This is a genomic window from Helicobacter sp. (genome assembly GCF_017502485.1).
Classification (GTDB): domain Bacteria; phylum Campylobacterota; class Campylobacteria; order Campylobacterales; family Helicobacteraceae; genus Helicobacter_B.
On record NZ_JAFVUX010000004.1, the window covers coordinates 1 to 26,296 of the forward strand.

The 26,296-nt window shown below is 41.8% G+C and carries 25 protein-coding genes and 1 pseudogene; 18 read left to right on the top strand and 8 right to left on the bottom strand.

The window, feature by feature from the left end:
• The first annotated feature begins 231 nt into the window (after window positions 1-231).
• From IKB69_RS01085 to IKB69_RS01125, 9 genes are all read left to right on the top strand, one after another.
• On the top strand, window positions 232-1,527 hold the full coding sequence (locus IKB69_RS01085; RefSeq protein ID WP_290945243.1) for a hypothetical protein: 1,296 nt from the start codon (window positions 232-234) through the stop codon (window positions 1,525-1,527).
• 51 nt (window positions 1,528-1,578) lie between these two features.
• A complete protein-coding gene (locus IKB69_RS01090) occupies window positions 1,579-2,790 on the top strand; it encodes a phosphoglycerate kinase (RefSeq protein WP_290945245.1) in 1,212 nt (403 codons plus the stop codon).
• 34 nt (window positions 2,791-2,824) lie between these two features.
• Window positions 2,825-3,781, top strand: a complete 957-nt coding sequence (corA, locus tag IKB69_RS01095) for a magnesium/cobalt transporter CorA (RefSeq protein WP_290945247.1) — start codon at window positions 2,825-2,827, stop codon at window positions 3,779-3,781.
• Window positions 3,778-4,497, top strand: coding sequence for a TerC family protein (locus tag IKB69_RS01100; RefSeq protein ID WP_290945327.1), 720 nt, complete (start codon window positions 3,778-3,780; stop codon window positions 4,495-4,497). Before corA ends, IKB69_RS01100 begins: the two co-directional genes overlap by 4 nt.
• 62 nt (window positions 4,498-4,559) lie before the next feature.
• Window positions 4,560-5,102, top strand: coding sequence for a DUF502 domain-containing protein (locus IKB69_RS01105; protein WP_290945249.1), 543 nt, complete (start codon window positions 4,560-4,562; stop codon window positions 5,100-5,102).
• A gap of 1 nt (window position 5,103) precedes the next feature.
• Window positions 5,104-6,015 carry a menaquinone biosynthesis prenyltransferase MqnP gene (mqnP, locus tag IKB69_RS01110; protein ID WP_290945251.1) on the top strand — a complete coding sequence of 304 codons (912 nt, stop codon included), beginning with the start codon at window positions 5,104-5,106 and terminating at the stop codon, window positions 6,013-6,015.
• Window positions 6,012-6,617: a hypothetical protein gene (locus tag IKB69_RS01115; protein ID WP_290945253.1), complete on the top strand. Its 606-nt coding sequence runs from the start codon at window positions 6,012-6,014 to the stop codon at window positions 6,615-6,617. The genes mqnP and IKB69_RS01115 overlap by 4 nt, the downstream gene beginning before the upstream one ends.
• Complete coding sequence (locus IKB69_RS01120; protein ID WP_290945255.1) at window positions 6,607-7,122, top strand: hypothetical protein; 516 nt, start codon at window positions 6,607-6,609, stop codon at window positions 7,120-7,122. Before IKB69_RS01115 ends, IKB69_RS01120 begins: the two co-directional genes overlap by 11 nt.
• A gap of 9 nt (window positions 7,123-7,131) precedes the next feature.
• Window positions 7,132-7,896 (top strand): arginyltransferase, encoded by a 765-nt coding sequence (locus tag IKB69_RS01125; RefSeq protein ID WP_363240017.1) that lies wholly within the window; start codon window positions 7,132-7,134, stop codon window positions 7,894-7,896.
• A gap of 36 nt (window positions 7,897-7,932) precedes the next feature.
• Here the strand turns inward: IKB69_RS01125 and IKB69_RS01130 are convergent, their stop codons facing one another.
• From IKB69_RS01130 to IKB69_RS01140, 3 genes are read right to left on the bottom strand one after another with little or no spacing between them, the layout of a single operon-like run.
• Window positions 7,933-8,592 (bottom strand): CheB methylesterase domain-containing protein, encoded by a 660-nt coding sequence (locus IKB69_RS01130; protein WP_290945257.1) that lies wholly within the window; start codon window positions 8,590-8,592, stop codon window positions 7,933-7,935.
• Between the two features lie 13 nt (window positions 8,593-8,605).
• Window positions 8,606-9,445, bottom strand: coding sequence for a protein-glutamate O-methyltransferase CheR (locus tag IKB69_RS01135; protein WP_290945259.1), 840 nt, complete (start codon window positions 9,443-9,445; stop codon window positions 8,606-8,608).
• A gap of 21 nt (window positions 9,446-9,466) precedes the next feature.
• Window positions 9,467-9,997, bottom strand: a complete 531-nt coding sequence (locus IKB69_RS01140) for a phospholipase D-like domain-containing protein (RefSeq protein WP_290945261.1) — start codon at window positions 9,995-9,997, stop codon at window positions 9,467-9,469.
• A 65-nt stretch (window positions 9,998-10,062) separates the two neighbouring features.
• Between IKB69_RS01140 and IKB69_RS01145 the strand changes: the two genes are divergently transcribed.
• From IKB69_RS01145 to IKB69_RS01165, 5 genes and pseudogenes are all read left to right on the top strand, one after another.
• Window positions 10,063-12,471, top strand: coding sequence for a hypothetical protein (locus IKB69_RS01145; RefSeq protein ID WP_290945263.1), 2,409 nt, complete (start codon window positions 10,063-10,065; stop codon window positions 12,469-12,471).
• The gene (gmk, locus tag IKB69_RS01150; RefSeq protein ID WP_290945265.1) at window positions 12,468-13,118 is read left to right on the top strand and encodes a guanylate kinase; all 651 of its coding nucleotides are present in this window, start codon (window positions 12,468-12,470) and stop codon (window positions 13,116-13,118) included. Before IKB69_RS01145 ends, gmk begins: the two co-directional genes overlap by 4 nt.
• Before the next feature lie 141 nt (window positions 13,119-13,259).
• Window positions 13,260-13,379: pseudogene (tatA, locus tag IKB69_RS09130) on the top strand (twin-arginine translocase TatA/TatE family subunit); the annotation flags it as partial.
• 294 nt (window positions 13,380-13,673) lie between these two features.
• Window positions 13,674-15,275 carry an arginine--tRNA ligase gene (argS, locus tag IKB69_RS01160; RefSeq protein ID WP_290945266.1) on the top strand — a complete coding sequence of 534 codons (1,602 nt, stop codon included), beginning with the start codon at window positions 13,674-13,676 and terminating at the stop codon, window positions 15,273-15,275.
• 17 nt (window positions 15,276-15,292) lie between these two features.
• Window positions 15,293-16,453, top strand: coding sequence for a glycosyltransferase (locus IKB69_RS01165; RefSeq protein WP_290945269.1), 1,161 nt, complete (start codon window positions 15,293-15,295; stop codon window positions 16,451-16,453).
• A gap of 64 nt (window positions 16,454-16,517) precedes the next feature.
• Here the strand turns inward: IKB69_RS01165 and purL are convergent, their stop codons facing one another.
• Window positions 16,518-18,851, bottom strand: coding sequence for a phosphoribosylformylglycinamidine synthase subunit PurL (purL, locus tag IKB69_RS01170; RefSeq protein WP_290945270.1), 2,334 nt, complete (start codon window positions 18,849-18,851; stop codon window positions 16,518-16,520).
• A 173-nt stretch (window positions 18,852-19,024) separates the two neighbouring features.
• Between purL and ppsA the strand changes: the two genes are divergently transcribed.
• The 4 genes from ppsA to IKB69_RS01190 are packed head-to-tail and all read left to right on the top strand — an operon-like array spanning window position 19,025 to window position 23,152.
• Window positions 19,025-21,448, top strand: a complete 2,424-nt coding sequence (ppsA, locus tag IKB69_RS01175; RefSeq protein WP_290945273.1) for a pyruvate, water dikinase — start codon at window positions 19,025-19,027, stop codon at window positions 21,446-21,448.
• Window positions 21,449-21,453: 5 nt separating this feature from the next.
• Window positions 21,454-22,065 carry a penicillin-binding protein activator LpoB gene (lpoB, locus tag IKB69_RS01180; protein ID WP_290945275.1) on the top strand — a complete coding sequence of 204 codons (612 nt, stop codon included), beginning with the start codon at window positions 21,454-21,456 and terminating at the stop codon, window positions 22,063-22,065.
• Window positions 22,066-22,098: 33 nt separating this feature from the next.
• Complete coding sequence (gene fliQ / locus IKB69_RS01185) at window positions 22,099-22,365, top strand: flagellar biosynthesis protein FliQ (RefSeq protein ID WP_290945277.1); 267 nt, start codon at window positions 22,099-22,101, stop codon at window positions 22,363-22,365.
• Between the two features lies 1 nt (window position 22,366).
• Window positions 22,367-23,152 carry a UDP-N-acetylmuramate dehydrogenase gene (locus IKB69_RS01190; RefSeq protein ID WP_290945279.1) on the top strand — a complete coding sequence of 262 codons (786 nt, stop codon included), beginning with the start codon at window positions 22,367-22,369 and terminating at the stop codon, window positions 23,150-23,152.
• Here the strand turns inward: IKB69_RS01190 and IKB69_RS01195 are convergent.
• The 4 genes from IKB69_RS01195 to IKB69_RS01210 all read right to left on the bottom strand — a co-directional run bounded on the left by IKB69_RS01195 (window position 23,144) and on the right by IKB69_RS01210 (window position 26,275).
• Window positions 23,144-24,127, bottom strand: a complete 984-nt coding sequence (locus tag IKB69_RS01195) for a methyltransferase domain-containing protein (RefSeq protein ID WP_290945280.1) — start codon at window positions 24,125-24,127, stop codon at window positions 23,144-23,146. The genes IKB69_RS01190 and IKB69_RS01195 overlap by 9 nt on opposite strands.
• A 48-nt stretch (window positions 24,128-24,175) precedes the next feature.
• A complete protein-coding gene (locus IKB69_RS01200; RefSeq protein ID WP_290945281.1) occupies window positions 24,176-24,982 on the bottom strand; it encodes a methyltransferase domain-containing protein in 807 nt (268 codons plus the stop codon).
• Between the two features lie 24 nt (window positions 24,983-25,006).
• Window positions 25,007-25,942, bottom strand: coding sequence for a polysaccharide deacetylase family protein (locus tag IKB69_RS01205; protein ID WP_290945283.1), 936 nt, complete (start codon window positions 25,940-25,942; stop codon window positions 25,007-25,009).
• Between the two features lie 87 nt (window positions 25,943-26,029).
• Entirely contained in the window at window positions 26,030-26,275 is a 246-nt protein-coding gene (locus IKB69_RS01210) for a hypothetical protein (protein ID WP_290945285.1), read from the bottom strand.
• Window positions 26,276-26,296: the final 21 nt, after the last annotated feature.

The window sequence follows — 26,296 nt, forward strand, 5'->3', positions numbered from 1 at the left end:
GTGTATCAGGGATTGCTAAGGCGATCTTAGATGATGCAAATAAGAAAAAGATTTAGTGTAAAGAAAATTGGATTTTACTAAAGAAACTGCATAAGTCTAAGCAGTATCCATTGTGTGGAAGCAATCCACCAGCACAGGGGGTAGGTAGGGTCTAGTTTGCAATCATACAAGCGTGGCTTCTTTAGCAAAGGGGATACTTGCTGAATTACCACGACTGAAGGATTAATAGCGATGGTTTGTCCCGTTGTAGATATATGTGGAGGGTGTGAGAGAAGCAATACGCTAGAAACAAAAGCGCGCGAGCTTTATAGGTGTTTTCATATAAGTGCTTTAGGTTCTAGATTCCACCTCTACGCTTCTCCAGATTCTGGGTATCGTGCGCGCGCGGAGTTTCGCATATATAGAGAGTCTAGTAATGTGGATTCTACCAATGCTTTACCAAATCTTTATCTCTCTATGAGTGCAAAGGGCAAAAACTCTCGCATAAAAATCCAAAACTGCCCTATACTCTTGCCTGCTTTGCAAAGTGTCTTGCACGCATTGCTACCGCTCCTTCAGCATTCAAGCATCCTAAGCCAAAAGCTCTATGCTATTGAAGTGCTAGGCTCACGCTTTGGCACGCTAGAGCATTTTCCCAAAAATCTCCCCAAACCCACTACAATGACTTGGCTGGATTCTAGCTTACAGGGCTTGTGCTATGTGATTGAGCCTGATGAGTGGCAGTGTAGCGATGTTGCTATAACGCTTATTTATCACAAAAGACTAGATTCTACCTATGAGCAAGCAGCTAGAGGGCTACTGCACGAGCTTAAGGCTCTATGCAAGCAGAGAGTGTGTGATATCGCTGTTATAGCACGTAGTAAAAATCAAAAACTCTGTTTTAGAGATGGGACTATGGATTCTAGTGTGCAAGATTGCGTTACTGATGTAGTGCAAGTATGCGGAAAGCCCTATATCTATCTGCGTAAAGAAGGGCAGTTTTGCCAGCCAAATGCCTATATGAATGCCTGTATGCTCTCCTTTGCTAAATCAATGATACAAGCGCACAAGCGCGTAGATTTGCTAGAAATGTATGGGGGTGATGGGAATTTCTCCATAGCTTTAGCAGAGTGCTTTAATAAAGTGCTAGTAACAGAGATGGTCAAAACTGCTAGTGCGCATATTGTGCGCAATGCACTGCTAAATAGCATCACAAATATCACAAGCGTGCGTCTAAGCGGAGCAGAGACAATGAGTGCATTGCGTGGAGAGAGAGAATTCTACCGCTTAAGAGGGATAGATTTATCAAGCTTTAAGTTCTCGCATATTCTTATAGATCCGCCAAGAAGTGGGATCGGTGATAAAGCAATACTGACATTTATCGCAGACTTTTGCTATATCATCTATATCTCGTGCAATCCAGAAACTTTGCTAAAAGATTTGCAAGTGCTTTTGCAAACACATAGCATAGAAAATTTCGCGCTTTTTGATCAGTTTCCACACACGCACCATAAAGAATGCGCGCTTATATTGCGCAAGCAAGCTTAAGTCTTTTTGTGGTATCATTAGCCCATAATTGCAAGATTTTAAGGAGCAGATATGAAGCAAGTTGCTGGTATTAGTTTTATGCAACAAGTAAAAACTATACGAGATATAGATTTAAGTGATAAGCATATTTTAATTCGCGTGGATTTCAATGTGCCAATGGATGATGATTGCGATATTTCTGATGATACGAGAATTAGAGAGGCTCTACCTACAATTAATTACTGTATTGATAATGAGCCAAAATCAATTGTGCTTGTAAGTCATTTAGGACGCCCTAAAGGTATGCAGCCAGAGTTTTCTCTCAAGCACATCATTAAACGCTTGGAGAGACTATTAGAGACAAGTGTGCTCTTTGCAGATTCCATTGAAGCGGTAAAAGATCTACAAGAGAGCGCGCCTAAGGGGAGCATTATCTTGCTAGAAAATATACGATTCTACAAAGAAGAAGAAAAAAATGCCCCAGAGCTTAGTGAAAAGCTTGCTTCTTTGTGTGATGTTTTTGTTAATGATGCCTTTGGCACGAGTCATAGAGCGCACGCCAGTACCTATGGAGTCGCCTCTTTTGTGCAGCATAAAGTCGCAGGACTCTTGCTAAAAAAGGAGATCGATTCTTTTGCCAAAGCTCTTGCTAATCCACTCAAGCCCGTGCTACTCATCGTGGGTGGGAGTAAGGTTAGTTCCAAGCTTGAGCTACTCTCAAACATCATTGATGTGGTTGATAAAATCATTATCGGTGGAGCGATGAGTAATACATTCCTAGCATCTCTAGGCTTTGATATGGCAAAGTCGCTTGTAGAAGTGGAGCTTATTGATGAAGCGCGCAATATTTTGCACAAAGCTGCACAAAAGGGCGTGAAAATTTATCTGCCTGTTGATGTTGTTAGCACAGATGATATTGCCACCCACGCTAATATCAAAATCACACCAGCCCAAGATGTCCCAAGTGGCTATATGGCAGTGGATATGGGACCTGCTACAACAAAGCTTTTTAGCGAGGTGATCCAAAGCTCACAGACAATTATTTGGAACGGACCGCTAGGTATCTATGAGATCTCACAATTTTCAAGGGGTACATTTAATCTAGCTCATGCTATCGCAGATACCTATGCCTTTAGCTTAATTGGTGGCGGAGATACGGCTGATGCGATTGAGCGTGCGGGGGAGAGAGATAATATGAGCTTTATTTCAACAGGTGGTGGAGCTAGCCTAGAGCTTTTAGAAGGTAAGATTCTCCCAGCATTTGAGGTGCTTGATAAGAAGTAATAGTAGATTCTAGTAGATGGTTTAGGAGTGCGTGATGATGAATGTATTCTTCAAAAAAGGTGGCAGCGTTTGCAGGAAAGACATTAGCAGCACAGAGAATCTACAACTCCCAGAAGATGTGCTATGGATAGACTTGCTCCATCCTACGACTGCTGAAGTCTCTCATATCGCTCAAACCTATACGCTTGATATACCTACAAAAGAAGAGCGAGAAGAGATTGAGCAGTCAGCTAGATATTTTGAAGATGCCCAAAGCATTACGATTAATACTTACTTCCTTATGCGTAGCACAAGTATGGATTTGCAGAATGAGACGGTTACTTTTATCCTTTTTCAAGGCATACTTTTTACGATTCGCTATGCAGATTTTAAGGTGTTTGGTGAGATTCAGCAAAGCGTGTTGCTAAGCCCTAGGAGCTTTGAAGATGGCTATGATATTTTAAGTAAAATCTTTGAAGTGCGTGTGGAGCAAGATGCCGATATGCTGGAAGGTGCAGCGCAGCTTACAAAGCTATTGCGCAAGGCTGTCTTTGATGAAGAAGCAAGTGATCACACCGCCCAGCTTGCCAAGCTTTCTAGCTTACAGGAGTTTAATCTAAGCGTTAGAGACTCACTCTTTGACAAACGGCGTGCTATTACAGCACTGCTTAAAAGCTATAAAGTCGATCCTGAGATCAAAAAGGACCTAAGCATTGTGCTAAAAGATTTAAACTCACTTGTAGAATTTACCACAGTTAATCTCAATATGCTTGATAATACACAAAGTCTCTTTGCAAGTCGTGTTAATATTGAACAAAACAAGATTATCAAGCTTTTCACGGTGGCAACTATGGCGATGATGCCTCCCACACTCATTGGCACTATTTATGGTATGAACTTCAAATATATGCCAGAGCTTGAGTGGGAGCTCGGCTATCCTATGGTCATTGTCGTGATGATTATCTCAACTGTTATACCGATTTTGTATTTTAAGAAAAAAGGCTGGTTATAATGGCATTTTTAAGCGATCCGCAGGCGTGGATTTCTCTTATAACGCTTGTGGCGCTAGAGATAGTGCTTGGGATTGATAACCTAATTTTTCTTGCTATTTTGGTTGCAAGACTACCTAAAGAGCAGCAGCGTAAGGCTAGGATTCTAGGGCTTGGGTTCGCGCTTGTTACGCGTATGGCTTTGCTTGGTATGCTTTTTTGGATCACCAAGCTTACAACGCCACTTTTTAACACAATGGATTTATCAATATCCGGGCGAGATATTGTGTTAATTGCCGGGGGGATGTTTTTAATGTATAAAAGCGTGCTAGAAATTCACAACCACATCACACATACACAAGAGACACAAGAAGTCCAAAATCGACAAGCTGGGTTTTTTAGTACGATTGTGCAAATAGGGATTATTGACATTGTGTTTTCGTTAGATTCTGTTATCACAGCAGTTGGTATGGCAGAGCATATTGAAGTGATGATAATCGCTATTATAATTGCGGTGCTTTTGATGATGTTTGCTTCTGAAGTTATCTCAAGGTTTATTGACACTTATCCTACTCTTAAGATTCTAGCTCTAGCATTTTTGCTCATTGTGGGCATTGTGCTGCTTGCAGATGGATTCCACTTTGAAATCCCGCGTGGGTATGTGTATTTTGCGATGTTCTTTGCACTGGGTGTAGAAGTACTTAATATCCTTGCCCAGCGGAGTAAGCTGAGGCACTAATAGGGTTTGCAAAGCTTTAGATAAAATGTTAGACTTACAAGCTATACATAAGGAGATTGGTTATGCCTACGCTTTTTAGACTCATTGGCAAGGGGCTTTTGGCATTGGCTCCTGTTATTATTCTGCTATGGATTCTTACTTTTGCTTATGGGATTTTAGCACGCATTATTGGGGTGATTTTCAACACAACTGCAAATAATTCGTTAGCGACTCTTGCGATTGTGCTAATACTGCTTTTTATTTTGGCATATGCTGGATATTTGCTTGAGAAAAATAAGGATTTTATCCTGCTAAAGCTCTCAGAATTTGTGATTGATAGAATCCCCGGAGTCGCATCGGTCTATCATATTATCAAAGATGTAGTAAAGATGTTTTCTGGCTCTGGTGGAGCGGAATATTTAGGAGTGGGCTATTTACGCTTGGGAGAGCATAAGGTAGTGGGCTTTATTACAAAAGAAGAAGATGAGCATTTGTGGGTGTTTGTGCCTACGACTCCTAATCCCACTTCAGGCTTTTTGTTCCGCGTGGAAAAGGATAAGGTAGAGCGTACAGATATTAGTGTGGCAGATGGATTGAAAAAAGTCGTATCACTAGGGATCAAGTAGTATGCAATTTGCTGTAAAAATCTGGAGTCGCACGAAAATATCACTAAAAAATTTTAGCGAGCTAGTAGCCTTTGAGCACACGATTTTTAGCGCGTCTTTTATCCTAATGGCTATGTGTGTAGCAAGTGTAGAGACAAATATGAGTCTTTGGGTAGGGTGGAAGACATTTGCTCTATGTATTGTAGCACTTATTAGTGCTAGGAATTTTGCTATGGGGTTTAATCGCTTTTGCGATAGAGATATTGATGCGCGCAACGAGCGCACAAAAAGTCGCCCAAGTGTGGATGGTAGGCTTTCTGCACGCAAGATTCTAGTGTTTTGTATTATTAATGTGCTAGTTTTTGTGCTCTCAAGTGCATTAATCAATAGTCTTGCACTCGCTCTTAGCGTGCCGTTTTTGGCTATTTTGGGTGGGTATAGTTTTATGAAGCGTTTTAGTTCTCTAGCGCATTTGGTGCTTGGGGTTTCACTAGGGCTTGCACCTATTGCTGGAGTTATTGCTGTGCAAGGTTTCGTGCCTGTGTGGAGTGTGTTGCTAGCTTTTGGTGTGGTGTTTTGGGTGGCTGGCTTTGATGTGTTATACTCCCTACAGGATATACAAGCAGATAAGCAAGAAGGGCTGTTTTCAATTCCTTCACGCTTTGGTATTAAGTACTCTTTGCTCATTTCTCGGGGTTTTCATATTTGTGCAGTAGTCTTGTGGTGTGGCTTTGTGTATGTGGCTGGGCTTAGTGCACTTGCGTGGCTTGGTGTGGGGCTAAGTATGGGTATGCTTATCTACGAGCAATATCTTGTGCATAAAAACTTCGCTAATATTCCTAAAGCATTTTTTGTAACAAATGGCTACTTGGGCTTTGTGTTTTTGGCTTGCATTGTATGTGATGGGGCTGTGCGTTTGAGTGGGGCACTATGAGTAGCGATCTCTTGCATGATTTTATAAGAACCACGCAAGAGTGTGGCATACAAACGCGCATTATAGAGTGCCGTATCCCTGTAGATTTTACAATGATCCACTCGCAGACAAACACTCTAGAATCTAGCGATGATATAAAGTTCCTACAAGAATACGAAACACTTAGTGCGATGGGTCATGATCTTATTGCGCAAGCTATGCATTTTGCTTCTAAAGAAAAAAGCACTTCTTTGATCCTTGTGCTAGAGTTGCTTGTTGACTTGCAACAGCGACTTAGTAAGATTGAAAGCCATATCCTACAAGAGAAGAATATTTTGCTTCCACTTGAAGTACAGGGGGTATTGTATGGGCTAGGGCACGGCGTGCTTTGTGTGAAAGAATCTGCCTTTATCAAAGGTAGATTCTACTATGCGCGCTTTTGTTTGCCTAATTTTTCCCAGCGTGTGATAGGAGTGTTTGCCTGTGCTATCGCAGAAAATATCTTGCAAATTGTGCGCATACATTCACATAACACTCAAGCGATTGATAGTTTTATTGTATCTATGGAGATGGAGCAGCTACGACAGAGACAACTTCAGCAAAGGATAAAAAATGATGATTGATCAAGATCTTTTTTTGGTGTGTGTTGGGGGGATCGGATTTGTGTTAGTGTGTGTGCTTGCCTATATGATCATTAAAGACAAAGACACTTCAAAGCGTATTCTACGCTTTGAAAATGCCATAGAAACAATTGTCAAAGAGATGTATAAAGTGCAAAAAACCCAGCAAAAGATCGAAGCAAGTCTCGCAAGCCAAGAGTTTCTCACCACAGAAAATGGAGAATTCAAGTTCAACGCTACCAACGACAAGCTTATCGCGCTTAATAAAAAGCTCATAGAGCTAGATAAGGACATTGATTTGTTACGCAATCATTATGATGAGAAGATTATGAGTCTTGAAAATCGTGTGCGTGAGTATGGGAGCTTTAGCTCAAGTGGTGGGGATATTGATGAGAAAAAGATTATTGATATGTTTCAAAATGGCTTTAGTGTGGATTCTATTGCTAAGGAGTTGCGTATAGGACGCGGTGAAGTGGAATTTACTCTAAAACTTGCTAATATCAAATAGGTTTTATCATTGTTGCAGCTTATAGAGTTTTACTCCAAGCCCTGTAGGACTTGTGACTATTATGGCGATAGGTATTCTTACTTTCGCTACTTTTTTATTCAAGATTGCTCAAAATCTCTTTGTCAAGCACTGATTGAGCGTGGGTTTCGTCGGTTTGGGGAGTATTTTTTCACTCCGATGTGTGCGGGGTGTAGCGAGTGTATATCAATCCGCCAAAGGGTAGGGGACTTTGTCCTTAGTAAATCTCATCGTCGTGTAATTGCCAAAAATGTGCAAACTTCTATCACCATAGCACGCCCTAGTATAAGTGATGAAAAGCTGTGGCTCTATGATAAATATCATCAAGTTATGGAAGGTAAAAAAGGCTGGAACTACCAAGAAATGAGCGCGGATAGCTATCGCGAAAGCTTTGTTGATGGGTATGGGGACTTTGGCTGTGAAATTAGCTACAAAATCGATGGTAAGCTTGCTGGGGTTGGGTATTTTGACTTACTGCATCATGGAATTTCTGCGGCATATTTTTTCTATGATCATAAGTTCTCTAAACTTAGCCTAGGGACTTTTAATATCCTAACCCAGCTTCTCATTGCTAAGAGCAAAAATCTCCCTTACTTTTATCCGGGGTATTGGATTAAAGATCATCATAGTGTGGGGTATAAGGAGCGTTTCACGCCTTTTGAAGTGCTGGTAAATACACCAGAGATTTTTGATCTACCTATTTGGGAGCACTATGCCAAGCCACAAGGGATAGTGGGGCAAGATCGTAAGAGCTAGATTTTAGTAGAATCTAAAACTACCAAAGCTAGAGAACTAGTATGGGCTCTCATCATTTTTGCTAGCAAATTTCACAATCCTATCTGCCATTTTATTTAGTGGTAAAATCTCATCGACTGCACCTACTTCTATCGCGCGCTTTGGCATACCAAATACCACGCAGGTTTGCTCATTTTGTGCAATTGTTCTAGCACCATTATCGTGTAGCTCTTTAATGCCTATGCAGCCATCATCACCCATACCTGTAAGGATAATAGCTAGTACATTGCGTCCAGCGATATTGTTTGCTGAGCGAAAAAGAATATCTACACTTGGACGATGTCTTGAGATTCTAGGGGCATCTAAGATGGGGCGAGCAGAGTATTTGCCATTTTCATAACCTAGCATAATTTGCGTCCCACCTTTTGCGAGATAAATGCTGTCGTTTTTCAAGATAAGTCGCTGATTGACTTCAAATACACTAAGCTTGGATTTCATATCAAGCCGCTTGGCTAGCGTTTGGCTAAAATGCTCTGGGATATGCTGCACCACCACAATGGGTGGAAGACTGCACGCTGGCAGAGCGACAAAGATTTCTTCTAGGGCTATGGGACCGCCTGTCGAAGAGCCTATAACGATGAGTTTCTCGCGATTAATCAAGCAAGGATTACTCTTTAGTAGCACATCTGGATGCCGCTTCTCTTCAACCGCTCTCATATATTATCCTTAGTTAGTCCCGGATTTTGACATAGGTTTTGTTACCTAGTCTCTCCACCTTATCTTTAAGCCCTAAAATATCATCTGCGTGTCCTATGTAGAGTGTGCCATTAACCTTTAAAAATCGTAAAAGCTTCCCTAAAATTGCTTCTTGCTCTTGAGGCTGGAAGTAGATAAGCACATTGCGACAGAAGATGGTGTCAAACTCATCTTGGCGAAATGGATAAGTGGAGTCGTGCAAATTAAGCTGGAAAAATTTTACCATTTTTCTTAGAGCTGTTTTAGCGCGGATAGTTTTTGTGCCATTTGCAGAGATTTGCAGTGTGTCAAAATACCTATCCATATTCACCCAATTAGGCAGATTAAGCGTGGGACTTAAGGTAAAAACCCCATCTTTAGCTTCTTGCAAGACTTTTGTGTCAATATCGCTTGCATAGATCTCCACATTGCAAGAAGAGTTATATATCTCACAGGCATATAGTACCGTGGCTGCTATGGAGTAAGGCTCTTCACCTGTTGATGAAGCAGCGCAGTAGATTTTGATATTGAATTGGTTTTGAAAGAGTGTTGGTAAAACGCGATCAAGCATATCTTGGAAATGCACTTTCTCGCGGAAAAAGTCTGTTTGATTAGTGGTAAAAGCATTGATGAAAAGCTGTTTTGCTTGAGAGTTTTTGTTCGCAAGGGTGATTAGCTCGGCTGCCGTGGTGATACCATCAAAGATAGGAAATTGCTTAAGAGAATCTAAGCGGTTTTTCATCATTGTTTGCTTAGAGGCATCTAGGTAGATTCCCGTAATTGTGTGGAGATAGGCTTGAATCTCCTTGAACCCCCTGCTGGTGTCTATATTCAAGATTATCCTTTGACTGCTGGGCTAAAATGGTCGGCAGAGTTTAAACATCTCCGCATAGTAGCGCGAAGCTTTGGAGACAAGATAGGGATCATCATCGTAAAATAGCGTTTCATAGCTGTTTTCAAATGCATTTTTACTCCAATTTGCTGAGCCGATGTAAAGTAGGCGTTTGTCAATGATTGCAAGCTTTTGGTGCATTATACCATAGTAGTTGCCATTTGGGGATTTCTCTCCTTTGAGCAAGCAGGTTGTGATGTTGTTATACTTCTCCAAGTAGCCAATCATTGAGCGTGCATCATTCTTGTTGCTTTCATCAAAGATAATGCGGATTTTAACGCCCCTTTTAGCGCTATCTCGCAGGGCTTTGGCAAGCTCTCTATTAGTGAAGCTATAAATGGCTATATCAATGCTTTTTTGCGCGTGCTTTAGTGAGCCGTGCAGGCTTTTAAAGGCTTTGTCCTGCTCATAAGGTAACATAAACAGATCGCTTTTTGCTTGGCAGAGTGTCGCTGTGAGCCACGAGCCCATCAGCAATGTTAGGATTTTTCTCATCAAAAGCCCTTTGGGTAAAAAATATGCTATAATCCACGCTATTCTACTCCAAATTAGGTAACTTTATGAAAATCATTTTGATCAATATGGATCCAATGGTGGCAAAACTCATTGAAGCCACAGCCAAAAAAATAGGGATTACACTTACAGGCTATGCAAACACAGATGAGCTTGATGTAAGCGCATTGACAAAAGATCATTTTGTCTTTGTCGATGAAGGTGCGCTGGGCACAGATAAGGATCGCATAAAATCTATTGCGCAAGATTGTTTAAGCTGCTTGCTTTACGCTAAGACAAAAGCACTTAAAGAGTTTTCTCATATTGTAAAGAAGCCATTTTTACCCACGGATATTTTGGATATTTTGCAAGCAGAGTTGCTAAAAGTAGGGCAGGACTTGCACAATGCTTCTGAAGTTACAAAGGAAGAAATTGCCCAAGTTGATGGTGATCTAAAAATACCAGACATTGATATGAGCGCACTTGATAAGCTTGGAGATTTTGATATTACACAGGAGTTTGATGCAGAGTCTCCACTTCCACCGCTGGCAGATAATATATCGTCTGATATTGCAGACACGCCAAATGTCAAGACAAGTGAGCTAGAGCAAGTGCTACAGAGTGCTGATCAAAGCTCTGATAGCTTAGATTCTAGTGAGCTAGAGCAAGGTGGCTTGGAAGATCTTGATAGTGCCATAAACTTCCTAGAAGAAAGCGATATGGATGATTTAGATGCTATTGGTGCTAAGAAGTCGTCAGCACCAATAGCAGAAGATAGTGTAGAGTCTAGTGATATTGCTGATTCTTTGGTAGTCGCAGATAGTAGCTTAGATGAGCTTGGAGAACAGGGGCTTGATGGCTTAGATTCTAGCGAGCAAGTGCAGGAGTCTCAAACAAAAGAATCACTAGAATCTAGTGATATTGACATAGCTCTTGACACTTCTTTGGAGGAAAGTGCACAAGATCTAGCAGGAGATCTCGCGCAAGGCGAGTTGCTTGAGAATATCCCAAAAGAGATAGATTCTAGCGACCCACAAGTTCAAACAGATGATATTGCAGAGCTAGATGTGGTGGAAGAAGCACCAAGTACGGTGGATCTTGATGAGCTAGAATCTAGCGCGCAAGATGAATTGTCTGAAGTGGAGCTTGAAGAAGTATTAGGGCAAGCGCAAGATGAAGCCAGCGATGATCAAGCTACCGAGCAGGTGCTTGATGGCAGTGAGATGAGTGTATTAGGTGAGAGTGCGCAAAATGCACAAGATGGGGGAAGTGCTGCTATGGAGTTACTGGAGGAGCAAGCTGAGTGTGAAGTGCTCTCACAAGATGAGCTCACGCTTGTCAAAAATCTGCTTGAAGAAACTACATCAGCTGATGCCGCAGAGCCACTAGAATCTAGCACACTAGAAAGCAGCAATGAGAGTAGCGAGAGCACAGATAGTGTATATGATGAGGGTGATCTAGAATCTAACACACAGGAGTTTGCTGATATTGAGCTTGATGATTTGGCGCAAGTGGAGACAGATTCTAGTGCGCAAGAAGCCAAAGAGTCTGCTAACGAAGACTACTTGCAGCTAAGTGAGAGTGAGATTTGTCAAGCATTAGGCGAAGATCTCCCAAATGTAGAATCTACACAAAGTGCAGAGACAGCAGATATAGAGATGGAAGAGGAAGATATAGAGTCTAGTGAGTTAGAGACCCTAGATCCACAAGATCAAGCAAGCAAGCTGGTAGAGTCTGCACAAGAGCAAGAAGGCGAGAAAGAGCAAGAGTTTGAAGTGCTAGCAGAAGTAGCAGAAGATGAAACTATGGAGATAGAAGAGAGTGAGACAGAAGAAGCTCAAGCCCAAGAAGCTATAGGGCTTGCTCAAGGCGCACAAGAGCAAGAGATCGAAGCTAGGCAAGCGTCTAGTGATGAAGAGCTAGAATCTAAGGATGGCACTCAAGTGGATTCTGTGTCTCAAGAGAATTTGGGGGAATCAGGGAAGGATTTAGCGCAAGATTTGGGAAATTTGGAAGAGAGTGTTACTAAAGATGTAGAAGAAGATTTGGGCATAGGGCTAGAATCCAGTATGCTAGACCAAGAGTCCCAAGCGCAAGAGCGAATACTAGATGAGCTAACATCTAAAGATACATTGGATTCTATGGTGGCACACGATTTGCAAGAGCTTGAGAGTGAGTCCGCATCTGATCAAGGTGCACCGCAGGATCTTGGCGAGTTTGGCACGAGTTTGCAGGCTATTAATGCCTTGCGTGATGAAATGCAATCGCTTGGCGGTTTGGATCTATTTGCAAGCGATTGCGGAGATACTCTAGGTGGCTTAGCTCAGCCAGATGATCGTCCCAGCATCACACAGGCGAACCAAACTCAAGCTCAGCTATTTAGTGAGCTTTTAGCCAACAAATCTGCCCAAGAGATCCGATCTTTGCTCAATGGTGCGCAAATCTCAATCAATATTAGCTTCTCGGATAAGATATGACACGCGCGCCACAATCTACCCAAGGGGATTTGTTTGGTCGGATATTGATCCTATCTGGTCCTTCAGGCTCAGGTAAATCGACTTTATGTAAGATTTTACAAGAGCATTTTAGTGATATTTACTTCTCTATTTCTACGACTACCCGTGCTCCGCGAGAGAGTGAGCGCGATGGAGTGGATTATCACTTTGTAAGCCAAGAGCAGTTTATTGCGGATATCAAGCAAGGGGAGTTTTTGGAGTGGGCACATGTGCATAATAACTACTACGGCACCGCACTTGCGCCTATCACACAAGCACTAGAGCAAGGCAAGCTTGTGGTATTTGATGTCGATGTGCAAGGACACCAGAGCATTAAAGAGTACTATGGAAATCTAGCGCGCTCAGTTTTTATCACAACACGAAGCAAGGAAGTTTTGCGTAAAAGATTAGAGAGTAGGCAGACAGACTCTGCGCAAAACATCGAGCTACGCTTGCTGCACGCCTATAATGAAATGCAGCAACTTTCACATTTTGACTATCTTATCGTCAACGATGATATACAAAGTGCCAAGCGCGCTATTATAGGGATCGCTACTTCACTAGAGTTTATCCCGCAGCCTAGCATTTACAAATCGCTATGGCAGGATGTCGGTGAAGATGTGAAATAGTGGCACGAAGGTGGCGTTGTGGATAGCATTATAAATAGCATCGATAGTAGAATCTAATTTACAATTAAATAAAAACACTTTAGAATACCGCCTATTTTTATGTAAGGAGCAAGTATGGGAAGTTTTAGTTGGTGGCATTGACTGATTGTTTTGCTTGTGGTCCTATTGCTATTTGGTGGGGGAAAAAAGATCCCTGAGCTTTTGAAAGGGCTTGGTACAGGGATTAAAGGCTTTAAAAAAGCAGTGCGTGATGATGAAGAAGGAAGCCTAGATTCTAGCTCAATTGCTCCCCTAGCTAGCCCGGCACCAAAGCAAGAAAGCCTTGAGCAAACACAAGTCCAGCAGCCGCAAGTGGTGCGCGTTGAAGTAAGCACCGCACCCAAAAAGCGCGGACGCCCCAAAGGCTCAACAAACAAGACAAAATCTAGCGAAAGCGCAGGTTCTCAAAAGCCCACGCAGTCAAAAGCTAAGCAATCTAGCACGAAAGATTCTAAGGTTGCCAAAGCTACCAAATCTTCAAAAACTACTAAATAACCGCTTGCTTAAGGTAGTACAATGTATGAGTATATCAAGTCCATCATCTCTCAAGTCGCTCGTTGCGATGCTGTGCTAGAGCGACCTAAAAATAGAGAATTTGGGCATTTTGCCACACCAGTGGCTTTTATACTAGCTAAAGTACAGAAGCTTTCTCCAGAGATAATTGCCAATGATTTATGTAAGCAGTTAGAAGAGCATAGCGCGTTTGCCAAAGTTGCTCAAGTTAGGGGGTATATTAATCTCACTTTAGCGGATTCTTTACTAGATCAGCTTGCTAACTCTGCCTTAGTCAAAAAGCGTATAGAATCTAGTATGTGCTTAGATACAAGCGAGTCGATCTTGCTTGAGTATGTAAGTGCTAATCCCACAGGTCCTCTACACATAGGGCACGCACGCGGTGCGGTGCTTGGTGATAGCTTGCAGAGACTTGGGAGCTATCTTGGGCATAGTATCAGCAGTGAGTACTATGTCAATGACGCAGGCGCGCAAATTAGCAAACTAGGGAGATCTATCTACCTAGCAGGCAGGGAGATTCTAGGGGATAGTGTAGAATATGATGATGAGTGCTATAAGGGTGAATATGTCATCGACATTGCTAAAGCTGCGATTGCGCACTTTGGGCAAGAGATAATGACTAAGGAGCAAATTTCCACCTTAAGCGACTTTGGTAAAGACCTAATGCTTCAAGAGATTAAAGATAATCTTGTGGCTTGTGGGATACACTTTGATAGGTATGTGAGTGAAAGAGAGCTTTTTACGCGCTGGAGTAGCACGCTAGATAAACTAAAGGCTCATCAAGGCATATATGAGCGAGATGGCAAGCTTTGGCTTGCTTCAAGCAAAAAGGGCGATGAGAAAGATCGCGTGGTTGTGCGCGATGATGGCGAGCCTACTTATTTAGCTGGGGACATTATCTATCATAGCGATAAATTTTCCCGAGATTTTTCGCGCTATATCAATATCTGGGGGGCTGATCACCACGGTTATATCGCTAGGGTGAAAGCTAGCATTGAGTATTTGGGCTATGATTCTTCTAAGTTGCAAGTGCTTCTCGCGCAAATGGTAAGCTTACTACAAGATGGCAAGCCTTATAAAATGAGCAAGCGCGCGGGGAATTTTATCCTTATGCGTGATGTGGTCGCAGATATTGGATCTGATGCGCTACGCTTTGTTTTTCTCTCTAAAAAGCCTGACACGCATTTAGAGTTTGATGTAGCAACACTAAGTAAGCAGGACTCTAGTAATCCTGTTTTTTATATCAATTATGCCAACGCTAGAATTCACACCCTACTTAAAAAAAGCACTTTAGATTCTAGTGCGATATTACAAGCTGATTTTGCAAGCAAAGATTCTAGTAAGGCTTTAGAGGCTGCTAGAGGGTTGGTATTTGAGGCACTGCTACTGCCAAGAGTCGCGCAAATGGCGTGGGAGGAGAAAAGCTTGCAGAAAATCTGCGAATACGCCAAATTGCTTGCTGGGGACTTCCACGCATTCTATAATGCGCATAAAATCCTAGAATCCACTCTGCAAGCCCCCTTGCTGAAAGCTTCCATGCTTACTAGTCTAGCTCTAACCAAAGCCCTAGATTTACTTGGCATAGAAGCAAAAACACAAATGTAGCTCAAGGATCAAAGCCAATGTCAAAAACGCAGAATGATGATTTTAGTGTGAAAGTGGATTCTCGGGCTTGTCAATCTATCAAAACTACGCGCAAAGTGCTCCTTGTCGTAGGGGATATTACGCGCAAAGGTGGGATAGAGCGCGTGGTGGTAAATCTAGCCAATACCTTTAGCAAAGATTTAGGCTATGAAGTTGGGATTTGTAGTTGCTTTAAGCGATATAATGAGTTGCCCTATGAGTTAGATTCTAGTGTTAGACTGCATTATGCCTATGACTTTAGTGGTGCGCCAATGCATAAAAAAGCACAAGCAAGCAAACTCTACAAGCTCTACTACCGCGGTGTTTTTGAGCGAGTTTTAAGCTATAAAATCTGTAAGCTTGCTAGAGACTTTGACTTTCTTATTGATAATGACCATATCTATCTGCCCCCCCCCCTATTAAGTTTTAGTCATTTCCCAAAGAGTATCAAAATTTTTCATTTGCCATTTTCTCGCCCAAGGGCGCGCGCAAGACGATTTGATAGCATTGTTGTGCTGTCAAATAGGCAGTATAGTCTTTGGAGCAAGCACTATAAGCGTGTAGAAGTGATCCCTAATTTTATCACAGAGTTTGCTGGCAAAAAGGAGTGTGATAGCTGTGCGCAGGTGGTGCTAAGTGTTGGGCGTATGGAAGAAGGTGATCAAAAGGGCTTTTTGCGACTTATTGATATTTGGGAGAAAGTGCGTGAGGATGAGAGGCTATTTGCTTGGAAGCTTTGTATTATAGGTGATGGTGAGATAAAAAGCGAGATAGAATCTAAAATCGCGCAAAAGGGCTTACAATCTAGCATCAAGCTAAAGCCTTTTACTACAAAAATCTATGAGGAATATGCTAAGGCTAGCATATATGCGATGAGTAGCTACTATGAAGCTTTGCCTATGGTGCTACTAGAAGCTGGCTCTATGGGACTAGCACTTATCGCTTTTGATGTGAATACTGGACCTAGCGATGTGATAGAATCTGCTAAAAACTTAATAGAAAATAATGATTTGCAAGCTTATGCTACGCGATTGCAGGAGCTTATGCACTCAAAAAGCTTGCGCCAAGAGTGTGGAGCTAGAGTACAACAATGTGTAGAAGAGAAGTTTTCTAAAGCTATGGTATTGAAGCAGTGGGAAGAACTCTTGGACTCGCTGTAATAACCTTGTCTTAATCCACCAAAAGTTTGCGCGCTAGATTCTAGTCAGGCTGTTTGACTAGAATCTAGGCGTTTGTGCCTAAGTGTTTTGCAAAACTTTGAAAAAATATCTCACTTGCTTCTTGGAGTGTAAGCTCTAATTGCTCATTTACACCAGAATCTACTCTGACATTAACGCTATCTCCCTGCACTTCTCCCAATAGCGTACAAGAGAAGTTTTGCAGTTTTGCTAGCTCTTGCAGATGCACAAAATCGTTTGTTTCTACCACTACGCAACTTTGTGTCTGGCTAAAAAGCATTTCGCGCTTTGGTAGGGTGATTTGCACGACACAGCCTAGCCTGCTAAGGATAGACATCTTCGCTAAAGCTACGCCTAAGCCACCATCACCCACTTCTTTTGCGCTAAGGATAAGCCCTTTTGTAATTCCGTTTAACAAAAGATCCCATAACCGCTTTTCTGCGTTAAGGTCTATATTTGGAGTGTCTCCTTGGGGCGTGACTTGACTCTGTGTATTGGTAGGAGTTTTTGTAGCGTGATTGTTTGAGCTAGAATCTAGCTCGCGATTAAAACTGCCTATTTGTACAAGTTTTTCTAGCACGCTGCCACCAAAGTCTTCGCCTATCTCGCCTAGCAGGGCGATTTTGCTCCCCACTTTTGTGAAAGCAGAATCGATGATGGTTTGTGGGTTTTGTGCTATGCCTACGCTCACAATTGTTGGGGTAGGGTAGATGTCTGTGGTGTTGGTTTGGTTGTATAAGGAGACATTACCACTTACTACCGGGGTTTGTAGTATTTCGCACGCTTGCTTTATGCCCTCGCAACTCTCTTTAAACTGCCACATTACTTCTGGATTGTTTGGGTTGCCAAAATTTAGGCAATCACTAATTGCTAGTGGCTTGATACCCCTTGTAGCGCATTTTCTCCCTGCGCGTGCTACGGCAATCTTACTACCTTCTCTTGGGTTTAGGTAGCAGTAGCGCACAGGCGCGTGGATAGCCATACCAAGGGCTACGCCATTTTCTTTCACGCGAATCACGCTACCCTCTCCTTGCCCAGAAGCGATAAGCGTGTTTGTCTGCACGCTACTATCATACTGGCTATAAATCCACCCTTTATCACAAATATCAAGACTTCCTAGTAGAATCCGCACTATATCTGTAAGGCTATGTTGAGCCGTGTGGTAGGAGATGAATTCTAGTGGGTTTAGCTTGCGGAGTTCGCGTATATAGCTTGGCTCTTTGGTGTGGAGATGAAGAATAGGGGCGTTTTCTGTGATGGGTGCAATGGGGATATGCGCTATCTTCTCTTCTCCCCAAAATAGCTCCATATCGCCACTTTGTGTAACTTCTCCGATCACTTCGCAATCGAGCTCCCATTTATCAAAGATCGCTTTAATTTGCGCTTCTGCGCCCTTTTTAGCGCAAATTAGCATCCGCTCTTGGGATTCGCTAAGCATAAGCTCATAGGCATTCATAGCTTTTTCGCGCATAGGGACTTTATCTAGGTAGAGTTTCATTCCGCTCCCGCTTCGCCCAGCCATTTCAAAGCTAGAGCTTGTAAGCCCAGCTGCTCCCATATCTTGGATGCCGATGATTAGATCTTGCGCAAATAGCTCTAAGCAGGCTTCAAGCAGGAGCTTTTCTGTGAAAGGATCGCCTACTTGCACCGTTGGGCGTAAGTTTTTAGAATTCTCGTTAAAAGAATCACTACTCATCATTGCCCCACCTAAGCCATCGCGTCCTGTTTTGCTCCCTACATATAAGACAGGGTTACCACTGCCTTGCGCTTTAGCGTAGAAAATCTCTTGTGTTTTAGCAATGCCTAGACAAAAGGCATTGACCAAAATATTACCATTGTAGCAAGACTCAAAGCTTGTTTCTCCGCCGATAGTTGGTACGCCCATACAATTCCCATATCCACCAATCCCAGCTACTACACCACTAAGCAGAGATTTATGCTTTTTGCCTACTTCATCATCTCGCCAAATCTCACCAAAGCGAATAGAATCTAAACTTGCCACTGGGCGCGCACCCATTGTGAAAATATCGCGCATAATCCCACCCACACCAGTTGCTGCCCCAGCATAAGGCTCAATGAAGCTAGGGTGGTTGTGGGATTCTACTTTAAAAATAGCGGCATAGCCTCCGCCTATATCAATCACGCCGGCATTTTCTCCCGGACCTTGAATGACCCAAGGCGCGCTTGTGGGGAAGCCCTTGAGATAGATTCTACTTGATTTATAGCTACAATGCTCGCTCCACATCGCTGAGAAAATTCCAAGCTCCACAAGGTTTGGCTCTCGCCCTAAAATCGCTAGAATCTGCTTGTAATCATCTTGTGAAAGTTTGTGTGCCTGTAATGCGCTTGGCATATCTTGTATCAAAAATGTCTTACTCATAGATGTCCTTGAGATGCTGTGATTGGGTAATGCTTGGTATTGTAGCAATTGATTCTTTGCATTTGTATTAAGTTTTCGTATAAGGTTTATTAAAGGTTTATCAATTACAATATGCTTTTGTGAGTCGCAATCAATAGAAGCAGCGCAATACCACATACCCACTAGGAGAGAGAATGAAGTATATCAAGTTTTTCAAAGAGCTCAATAATAAAGATGTCCCGCTTGTTGGTGGTAAAAATGCTAGCATTGGTGAGATGTTCCAGGAGCTTGTCCCTGTTGGAATTAAAGTGCCAAATGGCTTTGCCATCACAAGTGATGCGTATTGGTATCTTTTGGATTCTGGTGGGATTCGACAAAAAATCATTGGCTTGCTCGCAGGTGTTGATGTAACAGAAATTGATGTACTTAAAACTAGATCCAAGCAGATTCGTGAGCTGATCTTTGGCACGCCACTACCCCACGACTTGCGTGATGAGATTTTTGAGGCATATAGGATTTTGAGTGAAGAATATGGTATGACTTATGCTGATGTGGCTGTGCGTAGCTCAGCTACTGCGGAAGACCTACCTGATGCGAGCTTCGCAGGGCAGCAGGATACTTATCTAAGCGTAAAGGGACAGACAGATTTGGTGCATTATATTAAATCTTGCTTTGCTTCACTTTTTACTGATAGGGCAGTAAGCTATCGTGCTTCTAGAGGATTTGATCACTTTAAGGTAGCTTTGTCTGTGGGTGTGCAAAAGATGGTGCGCGCTGATAAAGGCAGTGCTGGGGTGATGTTTTCTATCGATACAGAAACAGGCTTTAAAGATGCGGTATTTATCACTTCTAGCTGGGGGCTAGGCGAAAATGTCGTGGGAGGGACGGTAAATCCTGATGAATTCTATGTCTTTAAGCCTACACTCAAAGAGGGTAAACGACCCATTATTAAGCGACAGCTAGGGCACAAGCATCAAAAAATGGTTTATGCTACGCCCGGCGATCCACACCCGACAAAAAACATCCAAACCACCCAAGAAGAAATGCGCACTTTCTCTATCACTGATGCAGATATTTTAACCCTAGCGCGCTATGCGATAAAGATTGAGGAACACTACACAAAAGAAGCAGGCGAGTATCGCCCTATGGATATGGAGTGGTCTAAAGATGGTGAGAGCGGGGAGATATTTATCGTGCAAGCGCGCCCTGAAACCGTGCAGAGTCAAAAGAGCAAAAATGGTTGCGCGCAAAAATTAGAGAAATTTCGTTTTAAAGATAGAGGCGCTGAGCGAGAAGTAATACTCACAGGGCGTGCGATTGGTGGGAAGATTGGACACGGAAAAGTGCGTATCATAAATGATCTGGAGCATATGAACACTTTTAAAGAAGGTGAAATCCTTGTAACAGACAATACTGACCCAGATTGGGAGCCAGCGATGAAAAAAGCAGCCGCAGTTATTACTAATCGTGGTGGGCGCACTTGCCATGCTGCTATTGTCGCGCGTGAAATCGGCGTACCTGCTATTGTTGGGGCAGTGGGTGCGACTGATAGGCTTTATACAGGTATGGAGATCACTGCATCTTGTGCTGAGGGTGAAGAGGGCTATATTTATGCTGGAATCCACCCTTTTGAGATTGAGACCATTGAGCTTGGTAATCTTGGGCAGACAAAGACTAAGATCTATATGAATATTGGTAACCCAGAGAAAGCGTTTGGATTTTCGCAATTGCCAAATGATGGGGTGGGGCTTGCGCGTATGGAGCATATTATCTTAAATCAAATCAAAGCCCATCCACTTGCTTTGCTTGATTTGCAAAATGGCAAAAAAGACATAAAAGACAAGGAGGAGATAGAGAGACTTATTTCTGGTTATGAGAGTCCTAAGGACTTTTTCATCAAAAAGATCGCAGAGGGGATGGGTATGATCTCTGCAGCGTTTTATCCTAAACCTGTGATTGTGCGTGTGAGTGATTTTAAGTCTAATGAATACCGAGGTATGATTGGTGGGCTAGCTTATGAACCTCTAGAAGAAAATCCAATGCTTGGTTATCGTGGGGCTAGTCGGTATTACTCTGATCTATATCGCACGGCATTTGAGTGGGAGTGTGAGGCGCTTAGTATAGTGCGTGAAGAAATGGGACTTACAAATATGAAGGTTATGGTGCCATTTCTTCGCACGCCAGAAGAGGGAAAAAAGGTGCTTGAGATTATGCGCCGTAACGGGCTAGAATCCGGCAAGAATGACTTAGAAATTTATGTGATGTGTGAGCTACCTGTGAATGTGATTTTAGCAGATGATTTTCTAAGTATGTTTGATGGCTTCTCTATCGGATCAAATGACCTTACTCAGCTTACTCTTGGGGTGGATAGAGATGGGCAGCTTGTGAGCCACATTTTTGATGAGCGCAATCCTGCTATGCTAGAGATGTTTAAGCGTGCTATTGTCGCGTGCAAAAAGCACAACAAATACTGTGGGATTTGTGGGCAAGCTCCTAGTGACTATCCTGAGATAGCAGAGTTTTTAGTCAAGGAGGGTATTAGCTCTATTTCTTTGAACCCAGATTCTGTGGTGGCTACTTGGACGCGCATAGCAGATCTTGAAAAAACATTAAAATAGGTGCGATGATGAAGTGGATGGTTTGTTACTGGGCTTTGGTAGCTGGACTTATACTATGTGGCTGTGGTGGTGTGCAATATGTGGATAATGCAGAATCTAGGGAGTATTCTTCTTTGGGGATTGATTACCATGATTTGGAGAAAGCAGCAAGTGATAATATTAAGTCGCTTTTGGAAAGTGGGTATGTGCGCTCTCTAGCTGGACTTTCAAAGCCTAAAGTGCTTGTGATTTCTGATGTGATCAATGATACTATGCAACATTTTTCTACTCAAGAGCTTACGCGTAAAATTACGCGTGATATGCGTAATAGTGGGAAATTTATCCTAACAATGGCGTTTGCAGGGAGTGGTGGTAGCAAAGATAAAATGCTAGATTCTGTGCGAGATGCGCGCGGAAATGATGAAGTTAATCAATATGGAGTCCCAGAAAAAGGCAGTATCATCGCCCCTGAGTTATCACTGTCGGGCAAGATTGTCCAGCGTAATACAAAGGTAAAATCTAAGCAAAGGGTGGATTACTTTTTTTTACTCACTCTTACTGATTTAAAGAGTGGGCTTGTAGTGTGGGATAATGAAGTTAATATTATCAAGGTTGGGAAAAACACCTCGGCTTGGTAAGAGTGGATTCTAGCGTAGGTAGTAGGGATTGATATGGAAGGGCAGCTTATGGCATTAGCCATTGAGACCTACAAGATCACATTGCTGATTTCTCTGCCTATTTTAGCCACAGGGCTTGTGATAGGGCTTTTTGTTAGTATTTTTCAAGCGACAACACAGATTAATGAAATGACGCTTTCGTTTGTGCCTAAGATTCTAGGCGTTATTGTTGTAATTATTTTTACAATGCCTTGGATGCTTACAATGCTTACAGATTATACGAAGAATATTATCGAGCTAATTCCAAGATTTATCAGCTAGTATGTGCGAAAATTACATAGATTTCGCTAAATATAGTAGCTTAAAGATTGGCGGAGTAACGCCTGTTGTGGTGCTGGAGAAAAGCGATAAAGAGAGCTTTGTCGCGATGCGGAAATATCGCTATATAGGGCATGCATATAATCTACTAGTCTCTCCAAATGCACTAAATCTCGCAATGCTTAGTAGAGAGTTTGACTATATTTTGGAGAGTGAGGAGTGGGTAGAAGTGGGGGCGATGACACCAAGTGGAAAAATATTTGCATTTTTCCGCAAGCATAATTTGCGTGGGCTAGAGTTTTTGCAGGCGCTGCCCGGTAGTGCTGGGGGGCTTTTGATGATGAATGCTGGTATGAAGCAGTATGAGATGAAAGATTGTGTGTTAAGTGCTTGTGTTAATGGTATTTGGACTCAGGATTTAGGGCTTGCATATAGGCACAGTGCGATTTGTGGGCTTATTAGTGCTGTACGCTTTAGGAAGAAGCCGGGGTTTAGGGAAGAAGTGTTACAAGCTTGCAAGATAATGAGAAAGACTCATCCTAAGCTTCCTAGCTGTGGTAGCTGCTTCAAAAATCCTAAAGGAGATTATGCGGGTAGATTACTGGAGCTAGCCGGGCTAAAAGGTTTTATGAAAAATGGTGTAGGCTTTAGTGAGCAACACGCAAATTTCTTAGTGCATCGCGGTGGAGCAAGCTTTGAAGATGTGCTATGGGTGATAGAATATGCGCAAAAAAAAGTACAAGATCGTTTTGGGATTTTGCTTGAGCCAGAAGTGCGGATTTTAGATTAGTGTGGATTTGTCTAAAGTGTATACCGCTACTGCTGTATGTCCATAGGCATTGTGTGGGATTTTGATAAAAGATTTGCCGATAATCCCTATTTTATTGATAAATTTTCTTGCTAATCCCCTATCTATAAGAGGGGTTGGTAAAAAGAGTTTCGCCCACATTGTTGCTTTATAAAAGTCAATATGTTCTGGCTGGACTTGCTCGTGGTGAATTTCTAACAATTTAAGCTTAAAGATTCTAGCTATTTCTTGGAGAGTTTTATCGCTGAAGCGGGATATATGATGGGGTGGCATATTGAGAATGCCATTGACACAATATTGCAAGAAACTATTTTCACTTGGGATAGCTATGATTAGATATGGAGTTTTATTCCCCCCCCCCCCCCGTAAAATATCACTTTTTAAGCATTCAACTTGTGCTTGTATAAAGGCATAGGGATTAGCCACATGCTCTAAAACCTGAAAACTACAAGCGACATCAAAATGCCCAGCGTGGGATTTTGCATACTCTTCAACGGATATATTTTCAATCAAGATTCCATCTTTTGCTGCCATTTGCTTGGCTTGAGTGCTAAACTCTAAGCCAACATAGTGGGACTTTGTCTCTTGCGGTAGAAAGTGGGCAAATGCAGCTTTACCACAGCCGACTTCTAGGACTTTAGAATCTTTGGCAATGAACTTTTTAGCAAAGTGATACTCGTGCTTTTCGCTAAAATAATACCAGTCAAGTTGATTTAAGGTATTGTAGAATGCGTCATCACCAGTAGGGATAGAGCCATCTTCACAGGTAAAAAATCGTAAATCACAAGTATTGCAGTGATGAAAAAGCAAATTGCTCGTGATAAGTGATTGTGTATCGATACCAAAAGCTTTTTGATAAAGTGTAGTTATGTCGCTTTTAGCCACACTTTGTGTGATATGCGTATCGTTGCTATGGCAAAGTATGCAAGGATAAGATGTATGGGGTTGTGGTGTCATCTAAAGCTCCTTCTTCTTTTTAATTTTCTTAATAATCTCACGCAAGGTCTAAGCACAAATCGCGTTATATTGAGCAAGGGAAATATACATTTGCTCCCCCCCCCCCATTAATTTTGCCATAAAACCTACTTGCGTAGCTTTAGATTTGTGATAGATTTGGACATAGTCCGCTCCTTGTATATTGCCAATGTGCGTAACGCCCATAAGCGTGGCGATGTGTTTGAAAGTGTAACGGAAGTGGAAATGCTTTGGCAAGTGACATTTGATAACAGGATAAAAGCAGTTGCCAACAAGTGCTTTGCCACCTATTTGCAGACTTTCAAGCATTGTGTTGAATGTCTCTAGCACATTATCCACATGCTCTAGCACATCTGTTGAAATAAGGCAGTCATAATAATCTTTTTTAAGATCGCCGACAAAGTGAATATTTGCGAAATTTTCTATACATTTTTTGCCATACTCGCTTGGGAATGGCTCATATATATCAATATGAATATATGGGCAAATCTGCGCTATCTCTCTTGCTAAAGTGCCAAACCCTCCTCCATAATCACAAATGCGTTTAAAACCTTGCTCTGCGATATATGAAGCTATACTTTTGCGTATTTGCATTGAAAGTTCGTGTGTTTCTATAAAAAGTCCATTGAGTAACCATACAGGGTGAGCATAAAATTTAGCGATTTTATCCCAATCTAAATTTTTATTATCACAGCCCATATCGTGCCAAGTTTTATCAAGTAGATACCAGATTTGCTCTAAATCATCAGTGATGTTTGGATTTTGAGATTCTAACAAGCGTTCTACGCCTAATTTTTCTTGTTCTGTAAGATTCTTTTCTTGTAAATCAATAGTCATTTTATCTCCTTTGAGCAAGTGTATTTAAGCTGTTACAATGCGTTTTTTACGAATCTTAAAGGCAGATTCTAGCATAAAATTTTCATTAAAAAACACACGAGGTAGGGCGTGGATATGTTTAGCGTGTTGTGGATAAATAGTTCCGTGTCTTGTTGTAGTAGCGGTTGTAAAACCAAGGTTTTGAATGAGTGAGAAATGCTTAGGACTTACTTCTATTCTACTACCGAAAGGATAGGCAAAATGTGTGGGCGTAAAGTGTAGTTTTTGCTCAAAAAGTTTTTGGGATTTTACTATGTCTTTTATTATTCCATCATTACTAAGATTATTAAAAATCGGGTGTGAGTGAGTGTGGCAGCCTATGGTACAAAGTTGCCTCCCCCCCCCCAGCGTATTTTGTGGCTTTTGAGTGTGGAGAAAATGTATATCTTCCCAAGAAAGTGTAAGATTATCATAATCGCGTGGATTATAGGAGATGCCAAGATTTTCAAGGGTTTGTTTGCAGCTTTCATAGTCATTGATATGTGTGATAATTTCAGCTCGTATTGCAAGAAACATCTCTTCTTTTAAAGCTTTTGTTGAAATATCATATTTTGTATTATGATAAGAAATATGATCGTGCTTTAAAAGATAATCTTCTAGGGCAAACCACCACATATTATGGCTAGATTCTGGAAAAGATGTGCAGATATAGATACAAAATGGAATATTATATTTTGCAAAGATAGGATAGCCAAAAGTGAGATTGTCTTTATAGCCATCATCAATGGTAAAGCAGATAAAATATTCTGGTAAATCATTATGCACAAGCCCTTCATAAAGCCTATCTAGGCTAATAAAGTGGAAGTTTAAATCTAATGCTTGAGTGATGAAAGATTCTAAGAACTCAGGGCTAACTTTCATTGCTTCATTGGGCGAGAGCTTATCTTCAAATGGTGCGATTCTATGAAGCATTACAATCATTCCTTTTCCCTTAAAGAGATTTTGGATAGATTCAAAGCGCGAAAGGGTGTGGCGTATTTTGTTTATGTAATATCTCAAGTCATACTCCTAGTATTTTTTGGCTACAAGTGTGATAAGCACAGGGTAGAGTGGGTCATTGTAAAAAAGCTCATCGTGCTTAAGCTCTTCAGCGGCAATACCTTGAAGCTCCGCCATAGTAGCTAAAACATTGCCATAAGTGGTAACTTCTACATTTCCTTTGCCAAACACTTCTTCAAAATCTTTCTTTATCCCCATATCTGTAAAACGCCAATAATCACCCCATCTCTCATAATCATATTGTGAAATCTGCACAAGCCCCACTACGGTTACAAG